The organism is Occultella gossypii, from assembly GCF_019947135.1.
Taxonomy (GTDB): domain Bacteria; phylum Actinomycetota; class Actinomycetes; order Actinomycetales; family Beutenbergiaceae; genus Occultella; species Occultella gossypii.
This window is the reverse complement of the sequence record NZ_JAGSHT010000021.1, coordinates 1-22,164: the sequence shown is the minus strand read 5'-3', so window position 1 is coordinate 22,164 and position 22,164 is coordinate 1. Positions and strand designations below refer to the sequence as shown.

Annotated in this window: 20 protein-coding genes; 10 read left to right on the top strand and 10 right to left on the bottom strand. The window is 70.5% G+C overall.

What is annotated here, in order from left to right:
* Window positions 1–13: 13 nt before the first annotated feature.
* The 4 genes from KCQ71_RS21115 to lpdA form a co-directional block, all read right to left on the bottom strand.
* On the bottom strand, window positions 14–583 hold the full coding sequence (locus KCQ71_RS21115) for a 1-acyl-sn-glycerol-3-phosphate acyltransferase (RefSeq protein WP_223409803.1): 570 nt from the start codon (window positions 581–583) through the stop codon (window positions 14–16).
* A gap of 140 nt (window positions 584–723) precedes the next feature.
* Window positions 724–2,187 (bottom strand): FAD-dependent monooxygenase, encoded by a 1,464-nt coding sequence (locus KCQ71_RS21110; protein WP_223409800.1) that lies wholly within the window; start codon window positions 2,185–2,187, stop codon window positions 724–726.
* Between the two features lie 196 nt (window positions 2,188–2,383).
* Window positions 2,384–3,388: a glyoxalase superfamily protein gene (locus tag KCQ71_RS21105; protein WP_223409797.1), complete on the bottom strand. Its 1,005-nt coding sequence runs from the start codon at window positions 3,386–3,388 to the stop codon at window positions 2,384–2,386.
* A gap of 357 nt (window positions 3,389–3,745) precedes the next feature.
* Entirely contained in the window at window positions 3,746–5,146 is a 1,401-nt protein-coding gene (gene lpdA / locus KCQ71_RS21100) for a dihydrolipoyl dehydrogenase (RefSeq protein WP_223409794.1), read from the bottom strand.
* Between the two features lie 110 nt (window positions 5,147–5,256).
* Here lpdA and KCQ71_RS21095 point away from each other — a divergent pair, with 110 nt between their 5' ends.
* Window positions 5,257–6,495: an Nramp family divalent metal transporter gene (locus KCQ71_RS21095; RefSeq protein ID WP_223409792.1), complete on the top strand. Its 1,239-nt coding sequence runs from the start codon at window positions 5,257–5,259 to the stop codon at window positions 6,493–6,495.
* Between the two features lie 142 nt (window positions 6,496–6,637).
* Window positions 6,638–7,099, top strand: coding sequence for a GNAT family N-acetyltransferase (locus KCQ71_RS21090; RefSeq protein WP_223409789.1), 462 nt, complete (start codon window positions 6,638–6,640; stop codon window positions 7,097–7,099).
* A gap of 36 nt (window positions 7,100–7,135) precedes the next feature.
* Here KCQ71_RS21090 and KCQ71_RS21085 read toward each other — a convergent pair whose 3' ends face one another.
* The gene (locus KCQ71_RS21085) at window positions 7,136–7,783 is read right to left on the bottom strand and encodes a hypothetical protein (protein WP_223409787.1); all 648 of its coding nucleotides are present in this window, start codon (window positions 7,781–7,783) and stop codon (window positions 7,136–7,138) included.
* Between the two features lie 188 nt (window positions 7,784–7,971).
* On the bottom strand, window positions 7,972–8,565 hold the full coding sequence (locus KCQ71_RS21080; protein ID WP_223409784.1) for a TetR/AcrR family transcriptional regulator: 594 nt from the start codon (window positions 8,563–8,565) through the stop codon (window positions 7,972–7,974).
* A gap of 147 nt (window positions 8,566–8,712) precedes the next feature.
* On the opposite strand from KCQ71_RS21080, the gene KCQ71_RS21075 reads away from it, so the two are divergent.
* Complete coding sequence (locus tag KCQ71_RS21075; RefSeq protein WP_223409781.1) at window positions 8,713–9,804, top strand: hypothetical protein; 1,092 nt, start codon at window positions 8,713–8,715, stop codon at window positions 9,802–9,804.
* Here KCQ71_RS21075 and KCQ71_RS21070 read toward each other — a convergent pair.
* The 4 genes from KCQ71_RS21070 to KCQ71_RS21055 all read right to left on the bottom strand — a co-directional run bounded on the left by KCQ71_RS21070 (window position 9,801) and on the right by KCQ71_RS21055 (window position 13,695).
* Window positions 9,801–11,474: an ABC transporter permease gene (locus tag KCQ71_RS21070; protein WP_223409778.1), complete on the bottom strand. Its 1,674-nt coding sequence runs from the start codon at window positions 11,472–11,474 to the stop codon at window positions 9,801–9,803. The two genes, KCQ71_RS21075 and KCQ71_RS21070, sit on opposite strands and share 4 nt — an antisense overlap.
* A 3-nt stretch (window positions 11,475–11,477) precedes the next feature.
* Entirely contained in the window at window positions 11,478–12,383 is a 906-nt protein-coding gene (locus KCQ71_RS21065) for an ABC transporter ATP-binding protein (RefSeq protein WP_223409775.1), read from the bottom strand.
* Window positions 12,384–12,388: 5 nt separating this feature from the next.
* Window positions 12,389–13,078 carry a TetR/AcrR family transcriptional regulator gene (locus KCQ71_RS21060; RefSeq protein WP_223409772.1) on the bottom strand — a complete coding sequence of 230 codons (690 nt, stop codon included), beginning with the start codon at window positions 13,076–13,078 and terminating at the stop codon, window positions 12,389–12,391.
* Window positions 13,079–13,224: 146 nt separating this feature from the next.
* Complete coding sequence (locus tag KCQ71_RS21055) at window positions 13,225–13,695, bottom strand: DUF6069 family protein (RefSeq protein WP_223409768.1); 471 nt, start codon at window positions 13,693–13,695, stop codon at window positions 13,225–13,227.
* Window positions 13,696–13,873: 178 nt separating this feature from the next.
* Here KCQ71_RS21055 and KCQ71_RS21050 point away from each other — a divergent pair, with 178 nt between their 5' ends.
* From KCQ71_RS21050 to KCQ71_RS21020, 7 genes are all read left to right on the top strand, one after another.
* Window positions 13,874–15,043 (top strand): sensor histidine kinase, encoded by a 1,170-nt coding sequence (locus KCQ71_RS21050; RefSeq protein ID WP_223409765.1) that lies wholly within the window; start codon window positions 13,874–13,876, stop codon window positions 15,041–15,043.
* On the top strand, window positions 15,031–15,750 hold the full coding sequence (locus tag KCQ71_RS21045) for a response regulator transcription factor (RefSeq protein ID WP_372454078.1): 720 nt from the start codon (window positions 15,031–15,033) through the stop codon (window positions 15,748–15,750). Before KCQ71_RS21050 ends, KCQ71_RS21045 begins: the two co-directional genes overlap by 13 nt.
* Before the next feature lie 20 nt (window positions 15,751–15,770).
* A complete protein-coding gene (locus tag KCQ71_RS21040; RefSeq protein ID WP_223409759.1) occupies window positions 15,771–16,463 on the top strand; it encodes a hypothetical protein in 693 nt (230 codons plus the stop codon).
* Window positions 16,460–16,852 carry a YchJ family protein gene (locus KCQ71_RS21035; protein WP_223409756.1) on the top strand — a complete coding sequence of 131 codons (393 nt, stop codon included), beginning with the start codon at window positions 16,460–16,462 and terminating at the stop codon, window positions 16,850–16,852. Before KCQ71_RS21040 ends, KCQ71_RS21035 begins: the two co-directional genes overlap by 4 nt.
* Before the next feature lie 286 nt (window positions 16,853–17,138).
* Window positions 17,139–18,575 carry a hypothetical protein gene (locus KCQ71_RS21030; RefSeq protein WP_223409753.1) on the top strand — a complete coding sequence of 479 codons (1,437 nt, stop codon included), beginning with the start codon at window positions 17,139–17,141 and terminating at the stop codon, window positions 18,573–18,575.
* A gap of 37 nt (window positions 18,576–18,612) precedes the next feature.
* The gene (locus KCQ71_RS21025; protein ID WP_223409750.1) at window positions 18,613–20,649 is read left to right on the top strand and encodes an LPXTG cell wall anchor domain-containing protein; all 2,037 of its coding nucleotides are present in this window, start codon (window positions 18,613–18,615) and stop codon (window positions 20,647–20,649) included.
* A gap of 278 nt (window positions 20,650–20,927) precedes the next feature.
* On the top strand, window positions 20,928–22,164 hold a 1,237-nt coding region (locus KCQ71_RS21020), incomplete at its 3' end, for a hypothetical protein (protein WP_223409747.1).

The window sequence follows — 22,164 nt, the reverse complement described above, 5'->3', positions numbered from 1 at the left end:
CGGCCGGGCCCGCTCAGCCCTCCTCGTCACGCAGGCGGGGCTCGATCGTCTCCGTCCGGCGCACCCCGGTCTTGCCCTTGTAGAAGGCGCGGATGACGTCCATGTCCGCGACCACGTCCCCGGTGAGCTCGATCGTGGGACCGAGACCGTTGGTCATCGTGCTCCGGTCCACATAGCCGAGCGTGACCGGCAGCCCGGTCTCCTGGGCGATCCGATAGAACCCGGACCGCCAGTACTGCGCACCGTTGCGGGTGCCCTCCGGCGTGATCACGAGGTGGAACCGCTCGCCGGCGCGGACCCGTCCGACCACTTCGTCGACGACGGTCGATGGGTCGCGGCGGTCCACCGGGATCCCGCCGAGCGCACGCATGATCGTGCCGAACGGCTTCTTGAACAGTTGGTGCTTGCCGAGGAACCTCAGCCGGTAGCCGCCCTGCCAGGCGATCGCGAGCATGAACACGAAGTCCCAGTTGGACGTGTGCGGCGCGCCGAGGAGGATCCCCGCGCCGCGCGGGTCCACCGGCTCCGAGCGCTGGGTCCACCGGCTCAACGACCAGTACAGCCGGGCGATGGCCCGCTTCACGTCTGCCTCATGGCTCGACCTTACGGGCGCGACGGGGTGATCGCGCTTCCGCGCAAGCGCGCTGAGGCAGCACCCGCATCATCGACCTCATGGCCGCCGGCGTACGAAGTCACGGCGTCAGTACGAGCTCAGCGCAATCGTCAGCCGGTGGGTGATGCGGGGCCGAACCAGAGCGCGAGTGCGTCGGTCAGGCCGAGCTCGGTGCCCTGTCCAACCCAGGCGACGTGCCCGTCCGGGCGAACCAGTGCCGCCGAGGGTGCGCGCACCTCGCCGAGCACGGGCAGTTCCCAGGTGCCGGCGAACCGGGCCTCGACGAGCCGAACCCGGTCGGCCCAGGGTGTGATTTCGATCCGGGTCGGTGCACCGAGGTTGAGCAGGAGTGGCTTGGCCTCGTGGAGCAACGAGTAGACGCGGGTCGGACCGTCTGTCGTATCGAGGTCGAGGTCCGGCATGCGACGCCCGAGCAGCGGATGCCCCTCGCCGAGGTCATAGGCGATATCAAGACCATGGATGAGGGCTGCCAGTTGCGTTCGGGGCTGGTCCATCGCCATCAGCTCGTCGACGGTCTCGGTGAGTGCCGCCGTTCGCGGGTCGGAGCGCTGCAGGACCGACTGCGCCATCGAGTACTTGAGCGCCCGGGCCGTGGCCGGGTGCCGCTCGGCGCGGTAGGTGTCCAGGAGCGACTCCGGCGAAACACCCTTGACCGCCTGTGCGAGCTTCCAGCCCAGGTTCACCGCGTCCTGGATCCCGAGACCGATCCCCTGCCCGCCGGCGGGATAGTGGATGTGCGCGGCGTCCCCGGCGAGCAGCACCCGCCCGGCACGGTAGTCCGCGGCCTGCCTGGTGGCGTCGGTGAACCGGGAGATCCAGGTCGGGCTGTGCACGCCGAAGTCGGTTCCGTAGACCGCCGTGAGGGCGTGGCCGAGGTCGGCCAGGCTCGGTTCTGCGCCCGACCCGAGTTGCTGCTCCGTCGTCACCACCCGGTAGGTGCGCCCGTCCGCCAGCCGGCTGAGGCCGTGGACCCCCGACTCGTCCTGACGCATGCCGCTCGGCGGCTCCTCGGCAACCTCGACCTCGGCGATCAGGTTGCTGCGGGTCGCTTCCGACCCGGGGAAGTCGATACCGGCGGCCTTGCGGATCACGCTGCGCCCACCGTCGGCGCCGACAAGGTACTTCGCACGTGCCGGCGGACCATCCGCGAACTGGGCGCTGACGCCGGCGTCATCCTGGACGAGGCCGACCACCTCCCGTCCACGGTGGACCGGCACCCCGAGCTCCTCGATCCAGCCGGCCAGGATCGGCTCCATGCGGTTCTGCCACAGAGCCAGCCCGTAGGGATGTCGCGTCGGAAGGTCGCTGATATCCAGCACCGTCGTGCCGAACGTCGCCGCCTGCACGGTCTGGCCCTCCGCCAGGAACCGGTCGGCGATCCCGCGCTGGTCGAGGATCTCGATCGTTCGTGAGTGGATCCCGCCCGCCCGCGAGCCCTCCAGCTCGGACGTTCGGCGCTGCTCCACGATCGACACGTCGACCCCTGCCAGGGCGAGCTCACCGGCCAGCATCATCCCGGTCGGCCCGCTCCCCACCACGATCACGTCTGCCATCACAACCCCCTCGCCGCACCCGCTGATGGGCACGGCCAAGCAGCGTAGGACGGAGCGGGGGGCTTGCGGCAAGCCCCCGCCCCGGCCGTATCCTGAGAGCGGTGAGGCAGAGTTGCTGCCCACGGTTCTCGAGCTCCAGCGATGACCCGCGTGTTGGCGCGCTCCCGCCGAGGCGCCGGGTGCGATCTCGTCGCGCTCAGACGGCCCGCGCCGCGGCCTCGAAGTACCCCAGGATCACCGGCCAGTCGGTGAACTTTCCGCGCCGCTCGCCGTTGCGCGCGTCCCATCCGCCGTGTTCCAGCCGAACCCGGGTGCCGCCGTCGACGGGCCGGAAGTGCACATCCAGCCGGGTCGGCGTCGCGGGGTCCTGGGCGAGCGTGAACGTCATCGCGCAGTGCGTGGGCCGGTGCCGGTGCAGCACGCGCCCGATCGACAGCCGGCCCTGGCCGTTCTCGAACACCACCTCATCCGAGACCGTGACCGGGGCGTCGACCTCCCGGCCGTACTCGACCCACCACGTGAACGACGTGAACAGGTCGTATGCGGCCCCGGGCTCGAGCGGGACCGTGACCTCGGCGACGATCGGCGGGAGTTCCCGGTCGGCGCGGGCCCGGTCGCCGTCGGCCTGCAGGAAGGTGAGCCGGTTGCCGGACGGGTCGTGGACCGTGACGGTCCGCCCCCAGGGCACATCCTCCAGGCCCGGCGCGGCGAAGGAGTAGTCCTTCGCCGAGAGTGCGGCGTGGAGCCCGGCGGCATCCGCGACCTCGATGAGTACCGCCGTCCCAGGCGTGCCGTCGCCGTGGTGTTCCGACAGGTGCAGCCGGGCGCCGTCCGGGGACGACACCTGCACGTACAGCGGCGAGTGGTCGGAGAACCGGTGCCCCCAGTCCACCGTCCAGCCGAGGTAGCCCACGTAGAACTCCTGCGCCTTGTCCCAGTCGAACATCCGCAGGATTGGGACGACGGCGGAGGTCGTGGTCGCTTCGTCGCCTCCCGTTCCGCTCAGGTCCCCCGAGCGGGAGCCGGCTGCACCGGCAGGTCCGGCGGTGCCGGTCAGGGTGTTCCAGTCCGCGAGCCCGTGTGACTTCGCGAGCAACTCGAGCGCGGCCGAGTGGCCGACGTCGATCCCTGCGGCAGCGAGCGCGATACGCAAGCGCTTGGCCTGCGCCTTGGCCTCATCGGCGGTGGGCACGGTGTTCATGACGATTCCTCACGGCGGAGCCGGTCACTCGGTGCCTGCGTTGCCGACGTCCTCCGCGCGGGTTCTCGTCGGGTGCGTTGACGGTGGCCGTGCGTGATCGGCATTCACCATCCCGCACCGGTCGGTGCGAGGCAGGCGGCCGGCTGCCGGAGCCGTGGGTCAATGATGCCCCCAACGGGACCATCCACGCCAGAGTCTCGGATCGACCCGCTAGCCCCCGCGCTCGCAGCTCGTCCGACGTCTGGCCCAGCCCCCAGGATCCGGCAGACCACACCCCACGCTCGGAGCGACCTGAATCCAAACGGCGCCGCTCCCCGCAAAGGGGAGCGACGCCGTCGGGCAGTGCCTGCGAACCGATCAGAAGTTGATCATGTGCCCGGTCAGCCCGTGGAAGCCCTCCTGCAGCGCCTCGCTCAGCGTCGGGTGCGTGTGCACGTTCCGGGCCAGCTCGTTCGCGGTGAGGTCCCACTTCTGCGCGAGCGTCAGCTCGGGCAGCAGTTCGGACACGTCCGGGCCGATGAGGTGCCCGCCGAGCAGCTCGTTGTACTTCGCGTCGGCGACGAGCTTGACGAACCCGGTCGGGTCGCCGAGGCCGTGCGCCTTGCCGTTGGCGGTGAAGGGGAACTTCACGACCTTGACGTCGTAGCCTTCGTCGCGGGCCTGGGCCTCGGTGAGGCCGAAGCTGGCCACCTGCGGCTGGCAGAACGTGGCGCGCGGCATCATCCGGTAGTCGCCCAGCTCGAGGGTCTCGGCGCCGGCGATGGTCTCGGCGGCCACCACGCCCTGCGCCTCGGCGACGTGCGCGAGCTGCAGCTTCGCGGTGACGTCACCGATCGCGTAGATGCCGGGCACGTTGGTGCGCATCCGCTCGTCGATCGCGATGGCGCCGCGCTCGGTGAGCTGCACGCCGGCCTGCTCCAGCCCGTAGCCGTCCACGCGCGGGGCGAACCCGATCGACATGAGGACCTTGTCCGCGACGATCTCGCCGGCGTTGCCCTTGGCGTCGGTGTAGGTGACCTTCACCGAGGAGCCGTCGTCGGTGACGGTCTCGACCTTGGTGGAGGTGAGGATGTTCACGCCGAGCTTCTTGTAGCTCTTCGCGATCTCCTTGGAGACCTCGACGTCCTCGTTCGGCAGCGCCCGGTCGAGGAACTCGACGATGGTGACGTCCACGCCGTAGTTCTTCAGCACGTAGGCGAACTCCATGCCGATGGCGCCGGCACCGACGATCACGATCGAGGACGGCAGGTCACGGGTGAGGATCTGCTCCTCGTAGGTGACCACGTTCTTGCTCAGCTCGACACCGGGAAGCAGCCGCACGGTCGAGCCGGTGGCGATGATGACGTTGTCGAACGTGATCTGCTCGGTCCCGCCGGAGCTGAGCTCGACGTTCAGGGTCTTGCTGTCCGCGAAGGAGCCGAGCCCGTCGTACTCGGTGATCTTGTTCTTCTTCATCAGGAAGTGGACGCCCTTGACGCGGCCGTCGGCGACGTCGCGGCTCCTGTCGAACGCCGCCCCGAAGTCGAAGCTCACCTCACCGGTGATGCCGAACGTGGAAGCCTGGTGGTTGAAGATGTGGGCCAGTTCCGCGTTCCGCAGCAGGGCCTTGGACGGGATGCAGCCCACGTTCAGGCAGACACCGCCCCAGTACTGCTTCTCCACGATCGCCACGCTCTGCCCGAGCTGGGCCGCGCGAATCGCAGCCACGTATCCGCCGGGTCCGGCGCCGAGAACAACAACGTCATAGTGTCCAGTCACCCTCCCAACCCTAGCCGGACACGGCGCAGCTGGAGTGAGCCGTTGGTCACACCCAGCGACCCTGTTGTGGGCTAAAGTTCGGACACCCGAACTTTTCACTGGAGGTGCTGGTGGCGACCGCGACCACAGACAAGCAGGTCAATGCCCGACGGCGGCGCTTGCTTCCGCTGCTCGGCCCCGCCTTCGTAGCCGCGGTCGCGTACGTCGACCCGGGGAACGTGGCCGCGAACCTCACCGCCGGCGCCCGGTACGGGTACCTGCTGCTCTGGGTGCTGGTCGCGGCGAACCTGATGGCCGTTCTGGTCCAGTACCAGTCCGCGAAGCTCGGCCTGGTCACCGGCGCCACGATGCCCGAGTTGCTCGGCCGCCGGCTGCGCCGCACGCCGCGCCTCGCGTACTGGGCCCAGGCCGAACTCGTCGCCGCGGCCACGGATCTGGCCGAGGTCATCGGTGGGGCGATCGCGCTGAACCTGCTGTTCGGGCTGCCGCTGCCATTGGGTGGGCTCATCGTCGGCGTGATCTCGATGCTGATGCTCCTGGTCGCCGACCGGCACGGCCAGCGCCGGTTCGAGTCGGTCATCGTCGCGCTGCTCGCCGTCATCACGGTCGGGTTCGTGGCCGGCCTGTTCGTCAACCCGCCCGACGCCGGCGAGATGGCGAGCGGCCTGGTGCCCCGCTTCGCCGGCGCGGACAGCGTGCTGCTGGCGACGTCGATGCTGGGCGCGACCGTGATGCCGCACGCGATCTACGTGCACTCGGCACTGGCCCGGGACCGGCACGGCAAGGCCGAGGGCAGGCTCCCGACGCTGCTCCGGGCGACCCGCTGGGACGTCGTGGCCGCGCTCGGCGTGGCCGGGTGCGTGAACATCGCGATGCTGCTCCTGGCCGCGTCCAGCCTGCAGGGGGTACCCGGCACGGACACGATCGAGGGCGCCCACGTCGCCGTCACCGACGCGCTCGGGCCGGCGATCGGCATGGTGTTCGCGATCGGGCTGCTGGCATCCGGGCTCGCGTCCACGTCGGTCGGCAGCTACGCGGGAGCCACCATCATGGCCGGCCTGCTGCACCGCCGGATCCCGGTACTGGCCCGCCGGGCCGTGACGCTGGTGCCGGCCCTGATCCTGCTCGCCGCCGGGGTGGACCCGACCTGGGCACTGGTGGTCTCCCAGGTGGTGCTGAGCTTCGGGATCCCGTTCGCGCTGGTGCCGCTCCTGCGCCTGACGTCGGACCGCACCCTCATGGGCGAGTCGGCGAACGGCCCGGTCATCCGGTGGGTGCTGACCGGCATCGTCGTCGCCGTCGTGGCCCTCAACCTGGGTCTGATCGTGCTCACGCTGGCCGGCGGCTGACTCCAGGCCCGGGACCGAGTTCGGCTGCAGCCTTCCGCTAGGTGGTCGACGACAGGAGGATCCGTGCCCTCGGGCACGGGCTCGGGGTAACGTTCAAGGCATCCGGTCGCTCGGTGACCCCGATTCCCCGCGGAGGTAGGACATGACCACCACGTTGGTACGCGTCGAATGGACCGATCCCGACCTGCAGCGGCTCGTGGCCGCGCAGGAGGCCGAGGTGATCGAGCGGTACGGCGACGAGATGGCCGCGCAGCCCCTCGAACCGGGAACGGTGTCCGTCGGCCTGCTGGTCCGGGACGACGCCGGCGTGGCCGTGGGCTGCGGCGTCCTGCGCGATCCGGCGCCCGCGTTCCAGGCGGGCACCGCGGAACTGAACCGGATGTACGTGGTACCCGAGCAACGCCGCAAGGGCCTGGCCAAGGTGATCCTGCGTGAGCTCGAGGCGATCGCCGTCCAGCGCAAGGTCACCCAGCTGGTCCTGGAGACCGGCGTCCTGCTCGAGGAGGCTATCGGGCTCTACTCCTCCGAGGGCTACCGGATCATCGACAACTACGAGCCGTACGAGGACTCCGAGGACTCGCGCTGCTTCGCGAAGGCGCTGTAGTTCGCGAGCCGAAGCCAGTGAGCTCGACCGTCCCGCTCAATAGGGGCTTCGCAAGGCCAGCCGGTTCGTGGTGACCAACAGCCACACCAGGCACAGGATGCGCCCTGCGGTGGCCACCGGACCCCACGGCACGATCGGGAGCGAGAGCAGCCCCATCACCGCTACCACCGCCGCGACCACACCGAAGACCCGCTCGGGCGGGGCGTAGGCCTGGGACCGGGACAGCGCCAGCACGAAGAGGCCGAGCGTCGCCACGTGAACCGGGCCCCCGACCACGGTGAGCGTCGAGTGCAGCAGGTGCACCGCACGCTCGCTGCCCATCGCGCCGGAGAACGCCAGGGCGAGGCCCGCGCCGGCCGCGATCGTCAGGGCCGCCACGGCGGCGACGTGGGCCAGTCCGAGCCGCCTCTCGGAGGGCACCGCGCGCGGCACCACGAGACCGAACACCAGCAGGGCGCCGGCCGCGATCAGGTACAGGCCGCCGATGGCCAGCAGGAGCTCGTCGTGGGCACGCAGGAACTCCAGCGCGTCGTCCGAGCGGGGCCGCGGGATCGGTTGCCCGGTCAGCCAGTTCGAGAGGCCGGCCTCCACCACGCAGGCGAGGGTCAGGACCACGGCGCAGACGAACGCCGTCACCGCCGCCCCGCGCAGCCGCGGTCGGAAGGCCTGCTCCTCCTGCCTCATGGCCGGCGCGCCCTCGCTCTCGAACATCGGGACCGGCCTCGGTGCCGGTCTCGCAGCACCGGAGTCGGCGGCGCCCGATCCCACCGTAGAGGGCGGGCGCGCCCGGGCGCGAGCACTCACGAGCGCCGGCTGGAGCGAATCTCCCGACGGCCGAACCCGTGCAGGCAAGCAACGGCCGGTGCCGCGGATCAGCGGGGCAGGACCGCCTCCGCCGCGGCGAGGTAGGCGTCCGGGTCGAAGTCCTCCAGCAGCGCACGCTGCATGATGAACGCCTGTCCGAGGCCCATCACGACCGGCAGCAGCAGCTGTGCGGCGGCGTCCGGGCCGTCGGGCGCCAGGTCGGGACGGGTGGCGAACCAGTTCCGCAGCGCGTCCCCGAGCACCCCGCGCACGGAGCCCACGACCCTCTGTACCACCGCGCGGAGCGCCGGATCGACCGTCGACTCGGACCAGAGCTGGACCAGCACGCGACCGTCGGCGAGGTCGCGGGCCATGCCGCCCGTCAGGAGGACGAGGATCTCGTACGGGGACGGCGGCACGCCCTCGTGGGAGGCGGCGGCGATCTCGTCGTCCCGGCGGGACAGCACGTGCTGGGCGACGGCGGCGAACAACTCGCCCTTGTCGGCGTAGTGCCCGTAGATGGCCCCCGCGGAGAGCCCGGACTCGGTGACGACGTCCGCGATCGAGGTGCGCTGGTATCCCTTCGCCGCGAACGACCGCAGTGCCGCAGCACGGATCTGGTCCCGGCGAGCCTCCCGGCGCGCCTCGGTGATGCGCGGCATCGGGCCTCATTCCTGGTCGCGGCTGTGGTCTCCTCGGGCGCCTCCGGCGCCCGGTTGACAAGTCTAGATGCGAGGTTCACTCTAGGCCATACAAAACGAACCTCCGTTTTTTATGGCTCAGATTCGGAACCTACCCTGGAGCTCTCCATGACCACCCTGGCCCCCGCGCCGGACGTCGACGCACCCCGGCTGCCCGCCCCGCCCACCCCGCTGCGCCGCGTCCTCGCCCTTGCCTTCGCCGTCGCGGCTGTCGTCGGCGTTCTCGTCCTCGCCTTCTCCTGGCCGGCGGTGACCGCTGCGCCGCGCGACGTCCCGATCGCTGCGGTGGGACCCGCTCCCGCGGTCGTCGCGCTTCGTGCCACCGCCGACGAGGCCCAGCCCGGCGCCGTCGAGCTGATCGCCGCGACCGACCGGGACGCCGCCGTGGCGGCCATCGAGGCCCGCGAGGTCTACGGCGCCGTGGTGCTCGGCGAGCAGCCCGAGGTCCTCACGTCCTCGGCCGCCAGCCAAGCCACCCACCAACTGCTCACCGGGATCGCGGGGCAGATCCAGGACCAACTCACCGCCGGAGCCGTCGCCGCGCTCCAGGAGGCCGCGGCCGCGGGCGCGCCGGCCGCGGACGCGACGCTGCCCACCGTCACCGTGACCGACGTCGTCCCCCTCTCTGCCGAGGACCCGCGTGGCTCCGGGCTCGCCGCAGCAATGTTCCCGCTCGTGCTCGGCGGCCTGGCCGGGGGCATCGCGATCTCGCTCGGCGTCGTCGGCGCGCTGCGCCGTGTCGTCGCGGTCGTCGCCTACGCCGGCGCTGGCGGCCTCCTGCTCGCCGGCATCCTGCAGAGCTGGTTCGGTTCACTCCAGGGCGACTGGTGGGTCAACGCCGGCGTGATCGCCCTCGCGCTCGGCGCGATCGCGGCCCCGATCACCGGGCTCGTCGCGGTCCTCGGTCGGGCGGGTGTCGCCCTCGGAGCCGTGCTCATGATGCTCGTCGCGAACCCGATCTCCGGCGTGGCCGTCCCGCCGGAGTTCCTCCCGTGGCACTGGGGCGCGATCGGCCAGTGGTTTCCGCCGGGCGCGAGCGGCACCCTGCTACGGGATGTGTCGTACTTCCCGGCGGCGGACGCCACGGCGGCCTGGCTCGCGCTCGGCCTGTGGGCCGGCGTCGGCGTGCTGCTGTCACTGGCCGGGCACGTCCGAACCGCAGCCAGACCGCCGAGCACCGCGACCGCCGTCGGGCACTAGTTCGAGCGGATGTCCCGACGGCGGATCCCGAGCAGACCGGCGACGGCCAGTACCGCGGCGATCGCCGTGAGTACGAGGAGCGGGCCGCCGTCGGCGGCCTCGACCGGCACGGTGGGTGTGCGGTCCACCGGCGAGAGGCCGACGAGCACCTCGGGCAGGTCCAGCAGGGCCCCCACCCAGCCCACGAAGACGACCCACGCCACCAGCACCCAGGCCAGCCCCGCGAACGCCGGCACCAGACCGAACAGCGCGAGCGCCAGGCCGGCCATCACCAGCACCGCTGGCAGGTACACCAGCGCCGCCCCGACGAGACGCGCCGTCGCATCGGCGGATCCGGTCGCGGCCTGCACACCCAGGCCCAGGCCGAGCCCGGACAGCACCAGCATCACGACGGCCGCCGCCACGACGACACCGAACCAGCTCGCGACCCAGCCGAGCCGGGAGGCGCCGGTGGCCAGCACGGCCTCGCCGCGCCCGGCCTCCTCCTCCGTCTTCAGCCGCAGCACCGCCCCGACGGCGAACGCCCCGACCCCGAAGACGAGGTAGGACAGCATCGCGGCCGCGAACGCGTCGATCAGGTCGCCGCTGCCCATCCCGATCCAGGCACCGAGGTCCGGGACCTCCGCGAGCATGTCCTCCAGAGAGTTCGCGAGGCTGCCGAACGTGATCCCCATCAGCACCAGGCCGATCGCCCAGCCGATGATCGTCCCGCGCAGCAGCCGCACGGCCAGGCCGGGTCCGCTCAGGAGCCCTCGAGTCGCGATCGCGTGCCCGCCACGCTCCGGGCGCAACCCGGCGCCGAGGTCGCGGTGCCGCGCCAGCCGCACCGACACCGCGAGCAGGACGACTGTCAGCGCGAGGGACAAGCCCAGCGGCCACCAGCGCAGGTCCACGAAGAGTCGCGTCTGCTGCGCCCACGCGAGCGGCGAGAGCCAGGACAGCCAGGACCCCTGCGCGTCGATGACGTCGCCGACGCCGCGGGCCAGGAAGGCGGCCGCGAGGACCACCATCGCCATCCCGGTGGCGGCCCGGGCGTGCGCGGTCACCTGAGTCATGACCGAGGCGACGGCGCCGAACACGAGTCCGGTGACCGCCGTCGCCAGTCCCATGGCGAGGCTGCTCGCGGCCGCCAGGCCGCTGCCGAGCAGCGCGAGCGCCGTCCCGGCCCCGATCGCGGCGTTCACCGCTGCGACATGGACGAGCGCCGCCGTCGCCGGCGCGTAGTGACCCACGGGCAGCCCACGCAGAAGCTCGGTGCGGCCCGACTCCTCCTCGGACCGGGTGTGCCGGACGGTGAGCAGGACACTCATCACCGCGACGGTCACGAACAGGCTCAGGCTCAGCTCGTTGGCGACCATCGCGCCGAGCGTGTAGTCGTCGAGGCCGAACGCGGGCCCGGTCATCATGACCGCGGACGGGTTCGTCATCAGCGCGGCGCGCGCCTGCCGGGCCGCCGCGTCCGGATACGCGACCTCGAGCGCGGGCACGGTGGCCGCGACGGTCCCGACGATCGCGACGAACCAGATGAGGATCCGGATCCGGTCGCGCCGCAGCGCCAGCCGCAGCAGGTGCCCGGTCCCGGCCCACGGTTCCCGAACCGAGGTGCCGTCGCGCAACCGGCCCCCGCGGGGCGCGGCGTGGCGGTGGTCGGTGACGGTGGTCGCGGTCATGGCTCAGACCCCCGCTTCGACGGTCTCGTCGCCGTAGTGGCGCATGAACAGTTCCTCGAGCGACGGCGGTGTCACGGTCAGGTGGGACACGCCCGCCTCGGTCAACGCGGCCAGCACGGCGCCGATCCGGGCGTCGTCGACGTCGAACCGCAGCCGTGAGTCCTCGGCGACGAGGTCGTGCACCCCGGGCATGGCAGCGAGGCGGGCCGGATCGGCTACCGTCGACGCGGTCACCGATGAACGGGTCAGGTGACGCAGGTCGGCGAGTGTGCCGGTCTCGACCGCCCGGCCGGACCGGATGATCGTGACGGTGTCACAGAGCTTCTCGACCTCCGCCAGGATGTGGCTGGACAGCAGCACGGTGCGCCCCGCCTCGCGCAGGGCGCGGACCTCGTCGGTGAACACGGCCTCCATCAGCGGGTCCAGCCCGGAGGTGGGCTCGTCGAACAGGTACAGCTCGGCGTCCGTGCACAGGGCGGCCACGAGCGCGACCTTCTGCCGGTTCCCCTTGGAGTACGTGCGCGCCTTCTTCGTGGGGTCCAGCTCGAACCGCTCGAGGAGGTCGGCCCGGCGGGCATCCCGCCTCGCCTGCCCGGAGTGGACGCGGGTGAGCAGGTCGACGATCTCGCCTCCGGTCAGGTTCGGCCACAGGCTCACGTCGCCGGCCACGTAGGCGAGGCGGCGGTGCACGGCGACGGCGTCGCGGAAGGGGTCCATGCCCAACACGGTCGCGGTCCCCGAGTCCGCGCGCAGCATGCCGAGCAGGACACGGATCGTGGTCGACTTCCCGGCGCCGTTCGGGCCGAGGAAGCCGGCCACCTGCCCGGTCTCGACCGTCAGATCGAACCCGTCGAGCGCGCGGGTGGTGCCGAACGTCTTGACGAGGTTCTCGGTGCGGATCGCGGTCATCTGTCTCACCCTTCTTCTTTTGGTTCGGTGGCCGGGGGCTCGCCCGGCAGGTTGGCGGCGAACGCCTCGAGCAGGCTGCGGTCGACGAGCAGGCCCTCGGTGTAGAGCTCGAGGCTGGGCACCGCGACCTCCTCGGTGTAGGCCTGCAGGAGGCCCGCGAGCGCGTCCAGGTCGAGCCGGTCCCGGGCCGCCGGCATCCGTAACAGCAGGGCGCCGAGACTGGATTCGACGATGTACCGCGCCCGGGCCTTCGGCGCCAGGCTCGGTCGGATCGAACCGTCCGCGACCCCGGCCTCGAGGTAGTCCTCGGTGGCAGCGACCATGCGGTCCACGAACGCGGTCAGCACCGGTCCGCCGTGCTGCAGGAGGCGCAGCATGTAACCGACCATCGCACTGTGTTGGCCGAGACCGGACAGCCAAGCCGCTGCCGTGCTCGCGCCGCCGTCGCGCAGCAGCTCGTCATCGGCGCGGAACATCTCGTCCAGCACGTACTGGTCGCACTCCTCGCGCAGCCCGTCCCGGGAGCCGAAGTGGTGCAGGATCAGGCCCGGGCTGACCCCGGCGTCGGCCGCGATGGTCCGCAGTGGTGCGGCGAGTCCGTCGGTCGCGAAACGCCTGACCGCCGCATCGCGGATGCGAGCGCGGGCGGTCAGGTCGTCTGCGGACCGGTCTGAACCGGTCGAGATTGAACGCATGTTCAGGATGCTACACGCGCATTCAATGTGCGTCTACACGGCAGCGTCCGGCCGGGGCGTCCTTCCGCGGCTTGTGGCTGTCGGGGGCCGCAGAACCGCGCCCTGACGCGCGGTACCGCACAGATCAACGTCCGTGCTCGCGGTCATCACCGGTCACCTGCCGGGGCGTTCGTGCGGCCCGCTCCGCGCATCGGCAGCAGCCCGATCAGCGCGGCGCCGACACCCAGGTGCATGGCGCCGAGGGTGAGTGCCGCCTCCAGCGACTGCGCCTGCCCGACCGGGCCGAGCAGGGAGATCACCGTGACCGCGATGGCGAGGAAGGCCCAGATCTTCGCGGCGCCGGTCGTCAGCCGCTCGAGCAGGGCAAGGGAGCCCCACCCGGCCAGGCCGGCGACCACGCACGCGACGATGACGGAGCCGAGCCCGATCCGCGCGGTGCCTTCGGCCATGGTCACCGCCAGATCCGCGCCGACGCCGGGCACCGCGATCAGCCAGATGCCCACGCCGACGGCGGTGCCCACGCCAACCGCGAGGCTCCGGCGCAGGCGGCGGGCCGATGCCGACATCGTTGACCTGGTCGAGGCGGTGGTGGCTGGGGTCGGGGTCGTGGTGGTCATCTCGAATCACTCCTTCGGTGAGGTCGGTGCCGCACGGTGCGGCCACCGGTTCCACCGTCGCCGGATCGCGGCGCCGCTGGTACCGGCCGTGGGGCCAGCCAGGCCCGGCCGTCGGGCGGGACCGGTACCGACCTTCGGCCGTATCCGGTGCGGCCCACCGGTTCCTACGCTGAAGGCCATGAGGACCCTCCAGGATGTCTGCGCCACCGATCCGCGGCGTCCGCCACCGCAGGTCACGGCCGTGACGATGCTCGGGCTGGCGGCGCTGGCCGGTTTGACCCTGGTGAGCATGATCTCGAACGCACCGTCGACGGCGTTCGTGGTCCTGGACGTCGGCGTCGCCGTCGCGTCGGTGCTGTGCGTGCCGCTGCTGGCGTGCCGACCGGTGCCGGGCGCCGCCGCGCTCGCCCTGTTGGCGACGCTGTCCCCGGTCGCGACCACCGGGTCCACGATGGGCACGTACTACGTGGCCCGGAACGCCCCACTGCCGGACGCCGTCGGGATCGCCGTGATCGGGTTCGGCGCCCACCTGGTGCAGTTCCTGTGGCGGCCGATGCCGGGCATCGACACACTCTGGTTCGTACTGCTGGACGCCGCCGCGCACGCTGCCCTGCTCGGCGTCGGCGCCCTGTTCCGCTCCCGCGCCGAGGTGATCAGATCGCTGCACGAGCGGGCGGCACGCGCCGAGGCGGACCGGGACCGGCACGCGGACGAGGCCCGGCTCGCCGAGCGGGCCCGGATCGCCCGGGAGATGCACGACGTGCTGGCCCACCGCCTGTCGCTGCTGGCCACCTACGCCGGTGCGCTGGAGTACCGGCCGGACGCACCGCCCGAGCAGGTGGCCCGGGCCGCCGGGGTGCTGCGCACCGGCACCCACGAGGCCCTCGAGGACCTCCGTGAGGTGATCGGTGTGCTCCGCCTGCCCGACGGTGACGGACCCGACCGGCCGCGCCCGCAGCCCGACGTGCCCGAGATCGGGCGACTGATCGCCACGGCCCGCGCCTCGGGCATGGAGATCGCCTACTCCGCCGGCTACGCGGACCCGACGACCCTGCCCGGTGCGAGCGCCCGGACCGGCTACCGGATCGTGCAGGAGGCCCTGACGAACGCCCGCAAGCACGCGCCGGGCGCACCGGTGCGGGTGCGCGTCGACGGCGAGCCGGGCGAGGGCCTGAACATCGAGGTCAGCAACGACGCCCCGACCCGCCCCGCCGACGCGACGCTCGTGGGATCCTCGGCCGGCCTGATCGGCCTGGCCGAGCGGGTCGACCTCGCGCACGGCCGGCTCACCCACGGACCGCACGCCCAAGGCTTCCGGGTCGTCGCCTGGCTACCATGGCCACGGTGACCCAGAGCTCGCAGGCACAAACACCGGGATCGGGGCCGGAGCGCACGCTCCGGGTCCTGCTGGTCGACGACGACGCGCTTGTGCGAGCCGGACTGACCATGATGCTCGACGGCACGACCGCGGCCGGGACCACGGTGCGGGTGGTCGGCGAGGCCGGCGACGGCGACGAGGTCCCCGATGCCCTCGCGGCGCATCCCTGCGACGTGGTGCTGATGGACCTGCGGATGCCCCGGGTGGACGGGATCACGGCGACCGAGCGGCTGCGCACGGTCGCCGGCGCGCCGGAGGTCGTGGTGCTGACGACGTTCCACACCGATGCCGAGATCGTCGGCGCGCTGCGGGCCGGTGCGAGCGGGTACCTGCTCAAGGACACGCCGCCCGCCGACATCGTGGCCGCGCTCGCCCGGGTGGCCGACGGCGACGCGGTGCTCTCCCCGGAGGTCACCCGCCACCTCATCTCCCGCACCGTCGGCGAGGCCGGCCCCCGCGAGACCGCCCGCAAGCGACTGGACCGGCTCAGCGAGCGGGAGGCGGAGGTGGCCCGCGAGATCGCCCGCGGCGCCACGAATGCGCAGATCGCGAGCGCGCTGTTCCTGTCCGTGGCCACCGTGAAGGCGTACGTCTCGACGGTGCTGACCAAGCTCGAGGTGGGCAACCGCACCCAGATCGCACTGCTCGTGCACGACGGCGGGTGGCTGGAGGCGTAGGGGTCTGGCAAGTTGGGTGCATGGACCGTTGGGAGACCTTCCACTCGGCGAACTCGAGTTCACGGGACGCGCACGACGGCGCCCTGCACCGGCGATTCGACGACCTGGTCCTGCGAACCCGGGTCGCGTTCCCGCTCGCCGGCGGCGCCTACTACCGCGCCGAGTCCGTGATCCGGTTCACCCATGGCGCGCGCACGTGGCAGTCCGCGACGTACCGGTCCGAGCCGGACGGGCAGCGCTCCCACGTGGACCGGGTGAGTTCGGGCCTCGACGCGGACACGATGCCGAGCTACGGGGAGTTCGTGCTGCTCGCGGACCTCATCTCCTCCGGCGAGCCGGCCGTGCGGTACATCCGCCTGGATGACTCCGACCCGGTCGGCGGCGCCGATCGGGCGACGCTCGAGCGGCAGGGCACCGAGACCGTCACCCCACCCGGCGGCACCCCGTTCGAGGCGAGGCGTTATGGCGTGGTGGTCGATCGCGAGCAGATCGGCACGCACTGGGTGGTGGACCGACGGGTCGAGATGAGCGACTGGAACGGCGCCACCTCCGTGCATGTCGACTCCGCGGCGAAGGCCCTGGCCGGGCTACCGGATGCCGTCGTCGCGTTCCTGCTCAGGGGGTTCGACGGCGAGCGGGGCGACGGCGCGGGTGGTCCCGACGGCGCCAGGACTGGCGACCCCGCCCCACGCGGCAAGGGCGTGTACGGGTGAGCCTCGAACGTGCCTGCCCCTGCGACAGTGGCGCTGCCTACGACGCCTGTTGCGGACCACTGCACCGGCAGGAGCGGTACGCGAGTACCGCGGCGGAACTGATGCGGTCCAGGTACTGCGGCTACGCCGTCGGGGCCTTGGACCACGTGTTCCGGACCTGGCACCCGCGCACCAGGCCCGACGAGATCGAACCCACGCCCGGGCTGACCTGGCTCGGCCTGACGATCCTGAGCACCGAGGCCGGCGGGCCTGACGACACCGACGGCGTGGTCGAGTTCCGGGCGAGGTACCGGACCGCCGCGGGCCCGGGCGAGCTGCACGAGCGGAGCGCATTCACACGACGGGCCGGCCGATGGGTCTACGTCGAGGGTGACATCACCACCCGGTAGCGGTGGACGCGGACCCGTTCATGGTCGGGGCCCTGTTCAGCGTCGCCGATGGCGTTGTGTTCCCGCGCTGTGGTCCGTTCCGGACGGCGACCAAGGCGGCGCATGGTCAACGCGATGCCTTGCGCATCTGTGTGATGTGGGTAACATTGCGGCCAAACGGGGGAAGCGGGGGACGATCCCAATGGGTAGCGGGGGCATGGTTGACCATGCGGACGGCCAGCAGCCGGACGGCCGGCGCCGTTCGCTGCGGTGGGCCCTGCGTGGCCTCCTGACCCTCCTCGGCTCCTTGTTCCTGGGCGCGACGTTCACCGCTGCCGCATCAGCCGACGACTCACTCGTCGGTGGACTGCTCGAGGACGCGACCGTCGTCGCGGATGAAGCGACCGTCATGGTCGACGAGGTTGTGGGTGGCTCCGAAGAAGGAGAGAGCGCCCCGGACTCCGTCGAGACCGGTGACGGCGAGGCTGAGGCGAGTGCGGCCGGCGAGGAAGCGGTCCCGTTCGAGATGGCCGATCCGGTCGAGGGCGAAGAGTCGTCCGACCGGTCGACATTCGCGGCGACCGATGCCGTGACGGAGGTGACCGACGGTGCCGTCGACGTCGTCGAACGATTGGCTGAGCCAGTGGCGGAGACCGTTGAGCTGACGGTCGACGACGTGCCTGCGATCGTGGACGCCGTCAACGGAGCAGCCGTCGCCGTCACTGAGCCCGTGGCGGACGTCGCCGCAGACGCGCAGGCGGCAAGCGGTGAACCCCGCGCCGATGAGAACGAGCGCGAGGTAGTGCCCGCGCCGAGTACGGCGCCTACGACGACTGTCGCTGCCGAAGGTGGCACTGACGCCAGCGCGGCGGGACCCCAGACCCTGTCCCAGCCGGAAGCCGCCACCGAGCTCACCGACCAGACGGCGGAGGTATTCGCCCGACGGGCGGTTGAGGACGAGCCGGGGATCAGCACTGCGGTCCGTGACCTCGCCGGGCGCATCCCTTCGGTGACTGCGCTGGTTGCCGACGTTGCCGGACCGGTCAGCGAAGAGATCGACCTGCCCGTCGAGCGCATCTTCGACCCGTTGGTGGGCGATGTGATCGCTCCGGTGCTTCGTGAGGTCGTCACGCCGATCGTGGAAGCCGTTGATCCGGTCGTCGCCGATGTCGTAGCCATCGCTGTTGAAGGGCTTGCCCAGCCGGTTGTCGCCGGCGTCGTGGGCCCGATGGTCGGTTCGGTCGCAGGGCTGGCTCTCATGGCGGCAGTCGGGGAAGGTCTCGACGACTATCCAGCGTTGCGCTTCGTCCACCTCTCCGCTTCTGCAGCACAGGACGTCCCGGTGGAGCCGGTCGGTGCTCGGACGCCCGCGCCGGACCAGGTGAGCGTCGAGGCGGCTACACAAGCGGCCGATCCTTCTTCATTCGTTCAGGGCTCCGTTCTTGATGTGGACGGGTTCGGGCAGGAAGAAAGCAGCATGGCGGCCGTAGCCAGCGGCGCTGTTGCCCCTGGAGAGATCGGCCAGGGCGGGCCGGGGTCCGGTAGCGCACCGGTGCCCGCCACGGCCCCTGCTTCGGCGCCGACCGGTACCGCGCGTGCGGCCGGTCCGACGTTCGGCACTGGATACGCAGACATCGTTAGTGGGCTTTGGGTGCCCGCGAACTCTTCAAGTGCTCTCGCGGTCGCGGCGTCGCCGTCGACCGTTCTCGAGGTTCTCCTCGAGGTCGCCATCGCTCCTGACTGACGGGTAGACGGCCGGGGAATCCTCCCGGCACGTTCACATGCGCCGATGGGCGCATTCCACCCAGTCAGTCAGGAGTACTTCCATGCATACCTATGTGAAGCGCGCGCTGTATACGTCGCTGCTCGCCGGGGGGCTCATAGCCATCGGCCCGGTAGTAGCTCAAGCCGACACAGGTGGCGCCGTGGTTGACGACATCCTTGAAAGCACCGCGACGCCGTTGGTGGTAGAAACCGTTGAGGGGACTGCCGAGAACGGCAATGCGGACGCGAGTGATGACGCCACCTGCGAATCCACGAACGACCTCCTCAACATCCTCGACGGGACACCGCTCGCTACCCCAGAGGACGAGTGCGCGGGCGGTGACCAACCAGAGGGCAATAGTGACCAGCCGGTGGTCACGGCCACGGTCGAACCTGCTGTGTCGTCAGAGACCAGTGCCGCACAGTCGGAACCCGAGACAGCGGATGGCAGCAGCCTCGACGCAGAGATGTCCGTTCAAGGTGAGCACACCATCACCCAAGACAGTGACAACGACCGAGGCAACGCGGCTCAGATCGACGCATCGGGCGGTTCCGCCACGCAGGTCGGTGACACCTCCGCTGAGTCGACCAGCGACGCATCAACCGCCGTCGTGATCGACAGTGACAACACCAGCGACGGCCACGATCTCAACGGGGCGACGGACCCCGGAGAGAACGCGGAGCAGGTCCAGGGCGAGATTGCCGTGGTGAACACCGCCGGAGACTCCGGAACCACAGCAGAGGCGCACGGCGACAATGACCAGTCGGTCGCTACCTCGACCAGCACTGAGAGCACCAACGGGTGCTGCACCGTCGAGGACGTGACCGGTGACGAACCCGACGGCGCCGACGGCCCCAGCGGGTGCTGCACCATCGAGGACGTGACCGGTGACGAACCTGATGGCGCCGACGGCCCCAACGGGTGCTGCACCATCGAGGACGTGACCGGTGACGAACCTGACGGCGCCGACGGCCCCAACGGGTGCTGCACCATCGAGGACGTGACCGGTGACGAACCTGACGGCGCCGACGGGACCGACGGCAGCGGGTTGCTCGATGGCCTGCTCGCCGGACTGCCGACCGACAGCCTGCTCGCCACGCTGCCGACCGATGGTCTCCTGGGCGGCACCGAGGGCCCCGACGGAACCGATGGAACTGACGGAACCGACCCGGACGCAACCGACGGCCTCCTCGCCGGACTGCCGACCGACAGCCTGCTCGCCACGCTGCCGACCGATGGTCTGCTCGGCGGCACCGACGGAACCGACGGAACCGATGGGACCGACGGAACCGACCCGGACGCAACCGACGGCCTCCTCGCCGGACTGCCGACCGACAGCCTGCTCGCCACGCTGCCGACCGATGGTCTGCTCGGCGGCACCGAGGGCCCCGACGGAACCGATGGAACCGACGGAACCGACGCTGACGCAACCGGCGGCCTCCTCGCCGGACTGCCGACCGACAGCCTGCTCGCCATGCTGCCGACCAACACCCTGCTTGCCATGGTGCCGACCAACAGCCTGCTTGCCGGGCTGCCGACCGACGGTCTGCTGGGCGGCACCGAAGGCCCGGACGGGACTGATGGGACTGACGGCACTGATGGGAACGGCGGAACTGACGCTGACGGGACCGATGGGACTGACGGCACCAATGGAACTGACGGGACCAGTGGAACCAACGGCACCGATGGCACCAACGGCACCAGTGGAACCAACGGCGCCAACGGAACTGACGGGACCAGTGGAACCAACGGGACCGTAGGTGTCATAGGCGTCTCGGACGTGACTGGTGGGGGTGTTACTTCCATCGGTGGTGGTTCGTTCGTGACCGGTAGGGGTGTGACTTCCATTGATCGCGGTTCGTCCGTGAGTGCTGGCTTCGCTGCGGTGATCTCCCCGCGTAACACCGGCTCTACCCTCAGCCTGCTTGGGATGGGGCCGGCTGGTGAGCTCCCAGCGACCGGCGTCGACAATTCTCAGCTTGCCGGGATCTCGGTCCTGTTGGTCCTTGCCGGCCTGGTGATGATGCGTCGTCGTCGAACCGTGGCGAACTGATCCACGGATTCTAGAGCTCGCCTTTCCGCCCGACGGGCAGCAGGCGGGCTCGGCAGAACACCAGGTCCTATCGGACGGCCGATGCGCTGTTCCTTACCTGGTGTGTCGATCAAAACAGATGAGAACCCCTCAATACTGCTTTCACCATTGAGGGCCACTTGATCTTGAGACCGATGCGATCCATCTGTCTCATGGACCCATGAAACCGCGATTGATGAGAATGGAGAAGTATCATGTCGTTCACTATGTGGGGTCGCCGCCAAGGTGACTCCGAACACGTGAAGCCCGAGAGGAACTTGGCTCCGGCTTTCGCACGCCGCACGGGTCGCACCGTGGCATCGGTAGTGATTGCCGCGACCGCGAGTGTCGGTCTGATGTCGTCGGCGATGGCAGCGCCACTTGGTTCGGACGAGGGTGCCGCGCAGGATGGCGCTCCCGCTGATGCGCAGCTGGTGAGTACCACCGGGACGGCTCAGGACGGCACGCAGTCTGAAGACCACGGAGGAGGACACGAGGCCGGCGGCGACGCCTGCACGTTCTTCTTGGATCACATGTGGGCCAACGAAGACGGGATTCCCCTGATCGGGACCTTTTCCCACTTCAACGAGTTCCATACCGATGACGAGTACGCAAACCTGGTCCTCTCGTTGGCCAGCGGCGCCATCGGCAATTCCGATATGCCGGTCATCGACATCTACGGCGGCCCGCTTGGTTGGATTCCGGTCTTCAACCCCTCACACGTGAGGGGACACGGCACCGATTACGTCACCCTGCTCACCTCGTGTGGCGGGATCGGCATCCCTCTGGACAGCAACGATCTGACAACCCTGAATGTCCCGTCAGTTGAGGAACTGACAAACCTCTCAGACCTGATCATTCCGGGCCTGCCGAGTCCAGAAATGCTCACGGATCCCAACTACATCTGGCAGACGACCGACGCCTCTGACATCCTGCAGCGGCTCTCTCCCGAGACGCTGACCAACGTGGATGATTACGTGAGTTTCGCCGGCGACCACCTCGACACGTGGCGACTGCTGTGGGAGACAGCGCTGGAGAGCGTGACCAGCGGCAACCCGACGGATGTCTTGGACGTCCTGCAGGTGACGGACAACATCAACACCCTTGAGTCGCTCTCCAGCGGTGGCCTGCCGACCGACGACCTGCTGGGCGGTGGCCTGCCGACCGACGACCTGCTGGGCGGTGGCCTGCCGACCGACGGGCTGCTCGGCGATCTGCCGCTGCTAGGTGATCTGCCGCTGCTCGGTGGTGGCTCGACCGATGGATCCGACGGGAGCGATGGAACCGACGGCGGATCGGGCATGGTGACCTTCACCGTGGACCAGGCCATCACGGAGATCATCCCGGCTGCCGATACCCCGGAAGGTGTTGGGGAGCAGATCACGATGACCATCCCGGTGACCAACAGTGGTGACACCACGATCACGACTCTCGTGGCCCAGTCAAATGTTGGTGAGATGACCTGCGAGGCGGCGACGTTGGCTGCTGGGGCCTCCA

What these genes read in the sequence shown, in the direction of transcription:
- KCQ71_RS21110 (WP_223409800.1), bottom strand. Translation starts at nt 2,187, where the DNA reads ATGGCAGACGTGATCGTGGTGGGGAGCGGGCCGACCGGGATGATGCTG.
- KCQ71_RS21105 (WP_223409797.1), bottom strand. Translation starts at nt 3,388, where the DNA reads ATGAACACCGTGCCCACCGCCGATGAGGCCAAGGCGCAGGCCAAGCGC.
- KCQ71_RS21090 (WP_223409789.1), top strand. Translation starts at nt 6,638, where the DNA reads ATGACCACCACGTTGGTACGCGTCGAATGGACCGATCCCGACCTGCAG.
- KCQ71_RS21085 (WP_223409787.1), bottom strand. Translation starts at nt 7,783, where the DNA reads ATGAGGCAGGAGGAGCAGGCCTTCCGACCGCGGCTGCGCGGGGCGGCG.
- KCQ71_RS21080 (WP_223409784.1), bottom strand. Translation starts at nt 8,565, where the DNA reads ATGCCGCGCATCACCGAGGCGCGCCGGGAGGCTCGCCGGGACCAGATC.
- KCQ71_RS21075 (WP_223409781.1), top strand. Translation starts at nt 8,713, where the DNA reads ATGACCACCCTGGCCCCCGCGCCGGACGTCGACGCACCCCGGCTGCCC.
- KCQ71_RS21070 (WP_223409778.1), bottom strand. Translation starts at nt 11,474, where the DNA reads ATGACCGCGACCACCGTCACCGACCACCGCCACGCCGCGCCCCGCGGG.
- KCQ71_RS21065 (WP_223409775.1), bottom strand. Translation starts at nt 12,383, where the DNA reads ATGACCGCGATCCGCACCGAGAACCTCGTCAAGACGTTCGGCACCACC.
- KCQ71_RS21060 (WP_223409772.1), bottom strand. Translation starts at nt 13,078, where the DNA reads ATGCGTTCAATCTCGACCGGTTCAGACCGGTCCGCAGACGACCTGACC.
- KCQ71_RS21055 (WP_223409768.1), bottom strand. Translation starts at nt 13,695, where the DNA reads ATGACCACCACGACCCCGACCCCAGCCACCACCGCCTCGACCAGGTCA.
- KCQ71_RS21050 (WP_223409765.1), top strand. Translation starts at nt 13,874, where the DNA reads ATGAGGACCCTCCAGGATGTCTGCGCCACCGATCCGCGGCGTCCGCCA.
- KCQ71_RS21045 (WP_372454078.1), top strand. Translation starts at nt 15,031, where the DNA reads ATGGCCACGGTGACCCAGAGCTCGCAGGCACAAACACCGGGATCGGGG.
- KCQ71_RS21040 (WP_223409759.1), top strand. Translation starts at nt 15,771, where the DNA reads ATGGACCGTTGGGAGACCTTCCACTCGGCGAACTCGAGTTCACGGGAC.
- KCQ71_RS21025 (WP_223409750.1), top strand. Translation starts at nt 18,613, where the DNA reads ATGCGCCGATGGGCGCATTCCACCCAGTCAGTCAGGAGTACTTCCATG.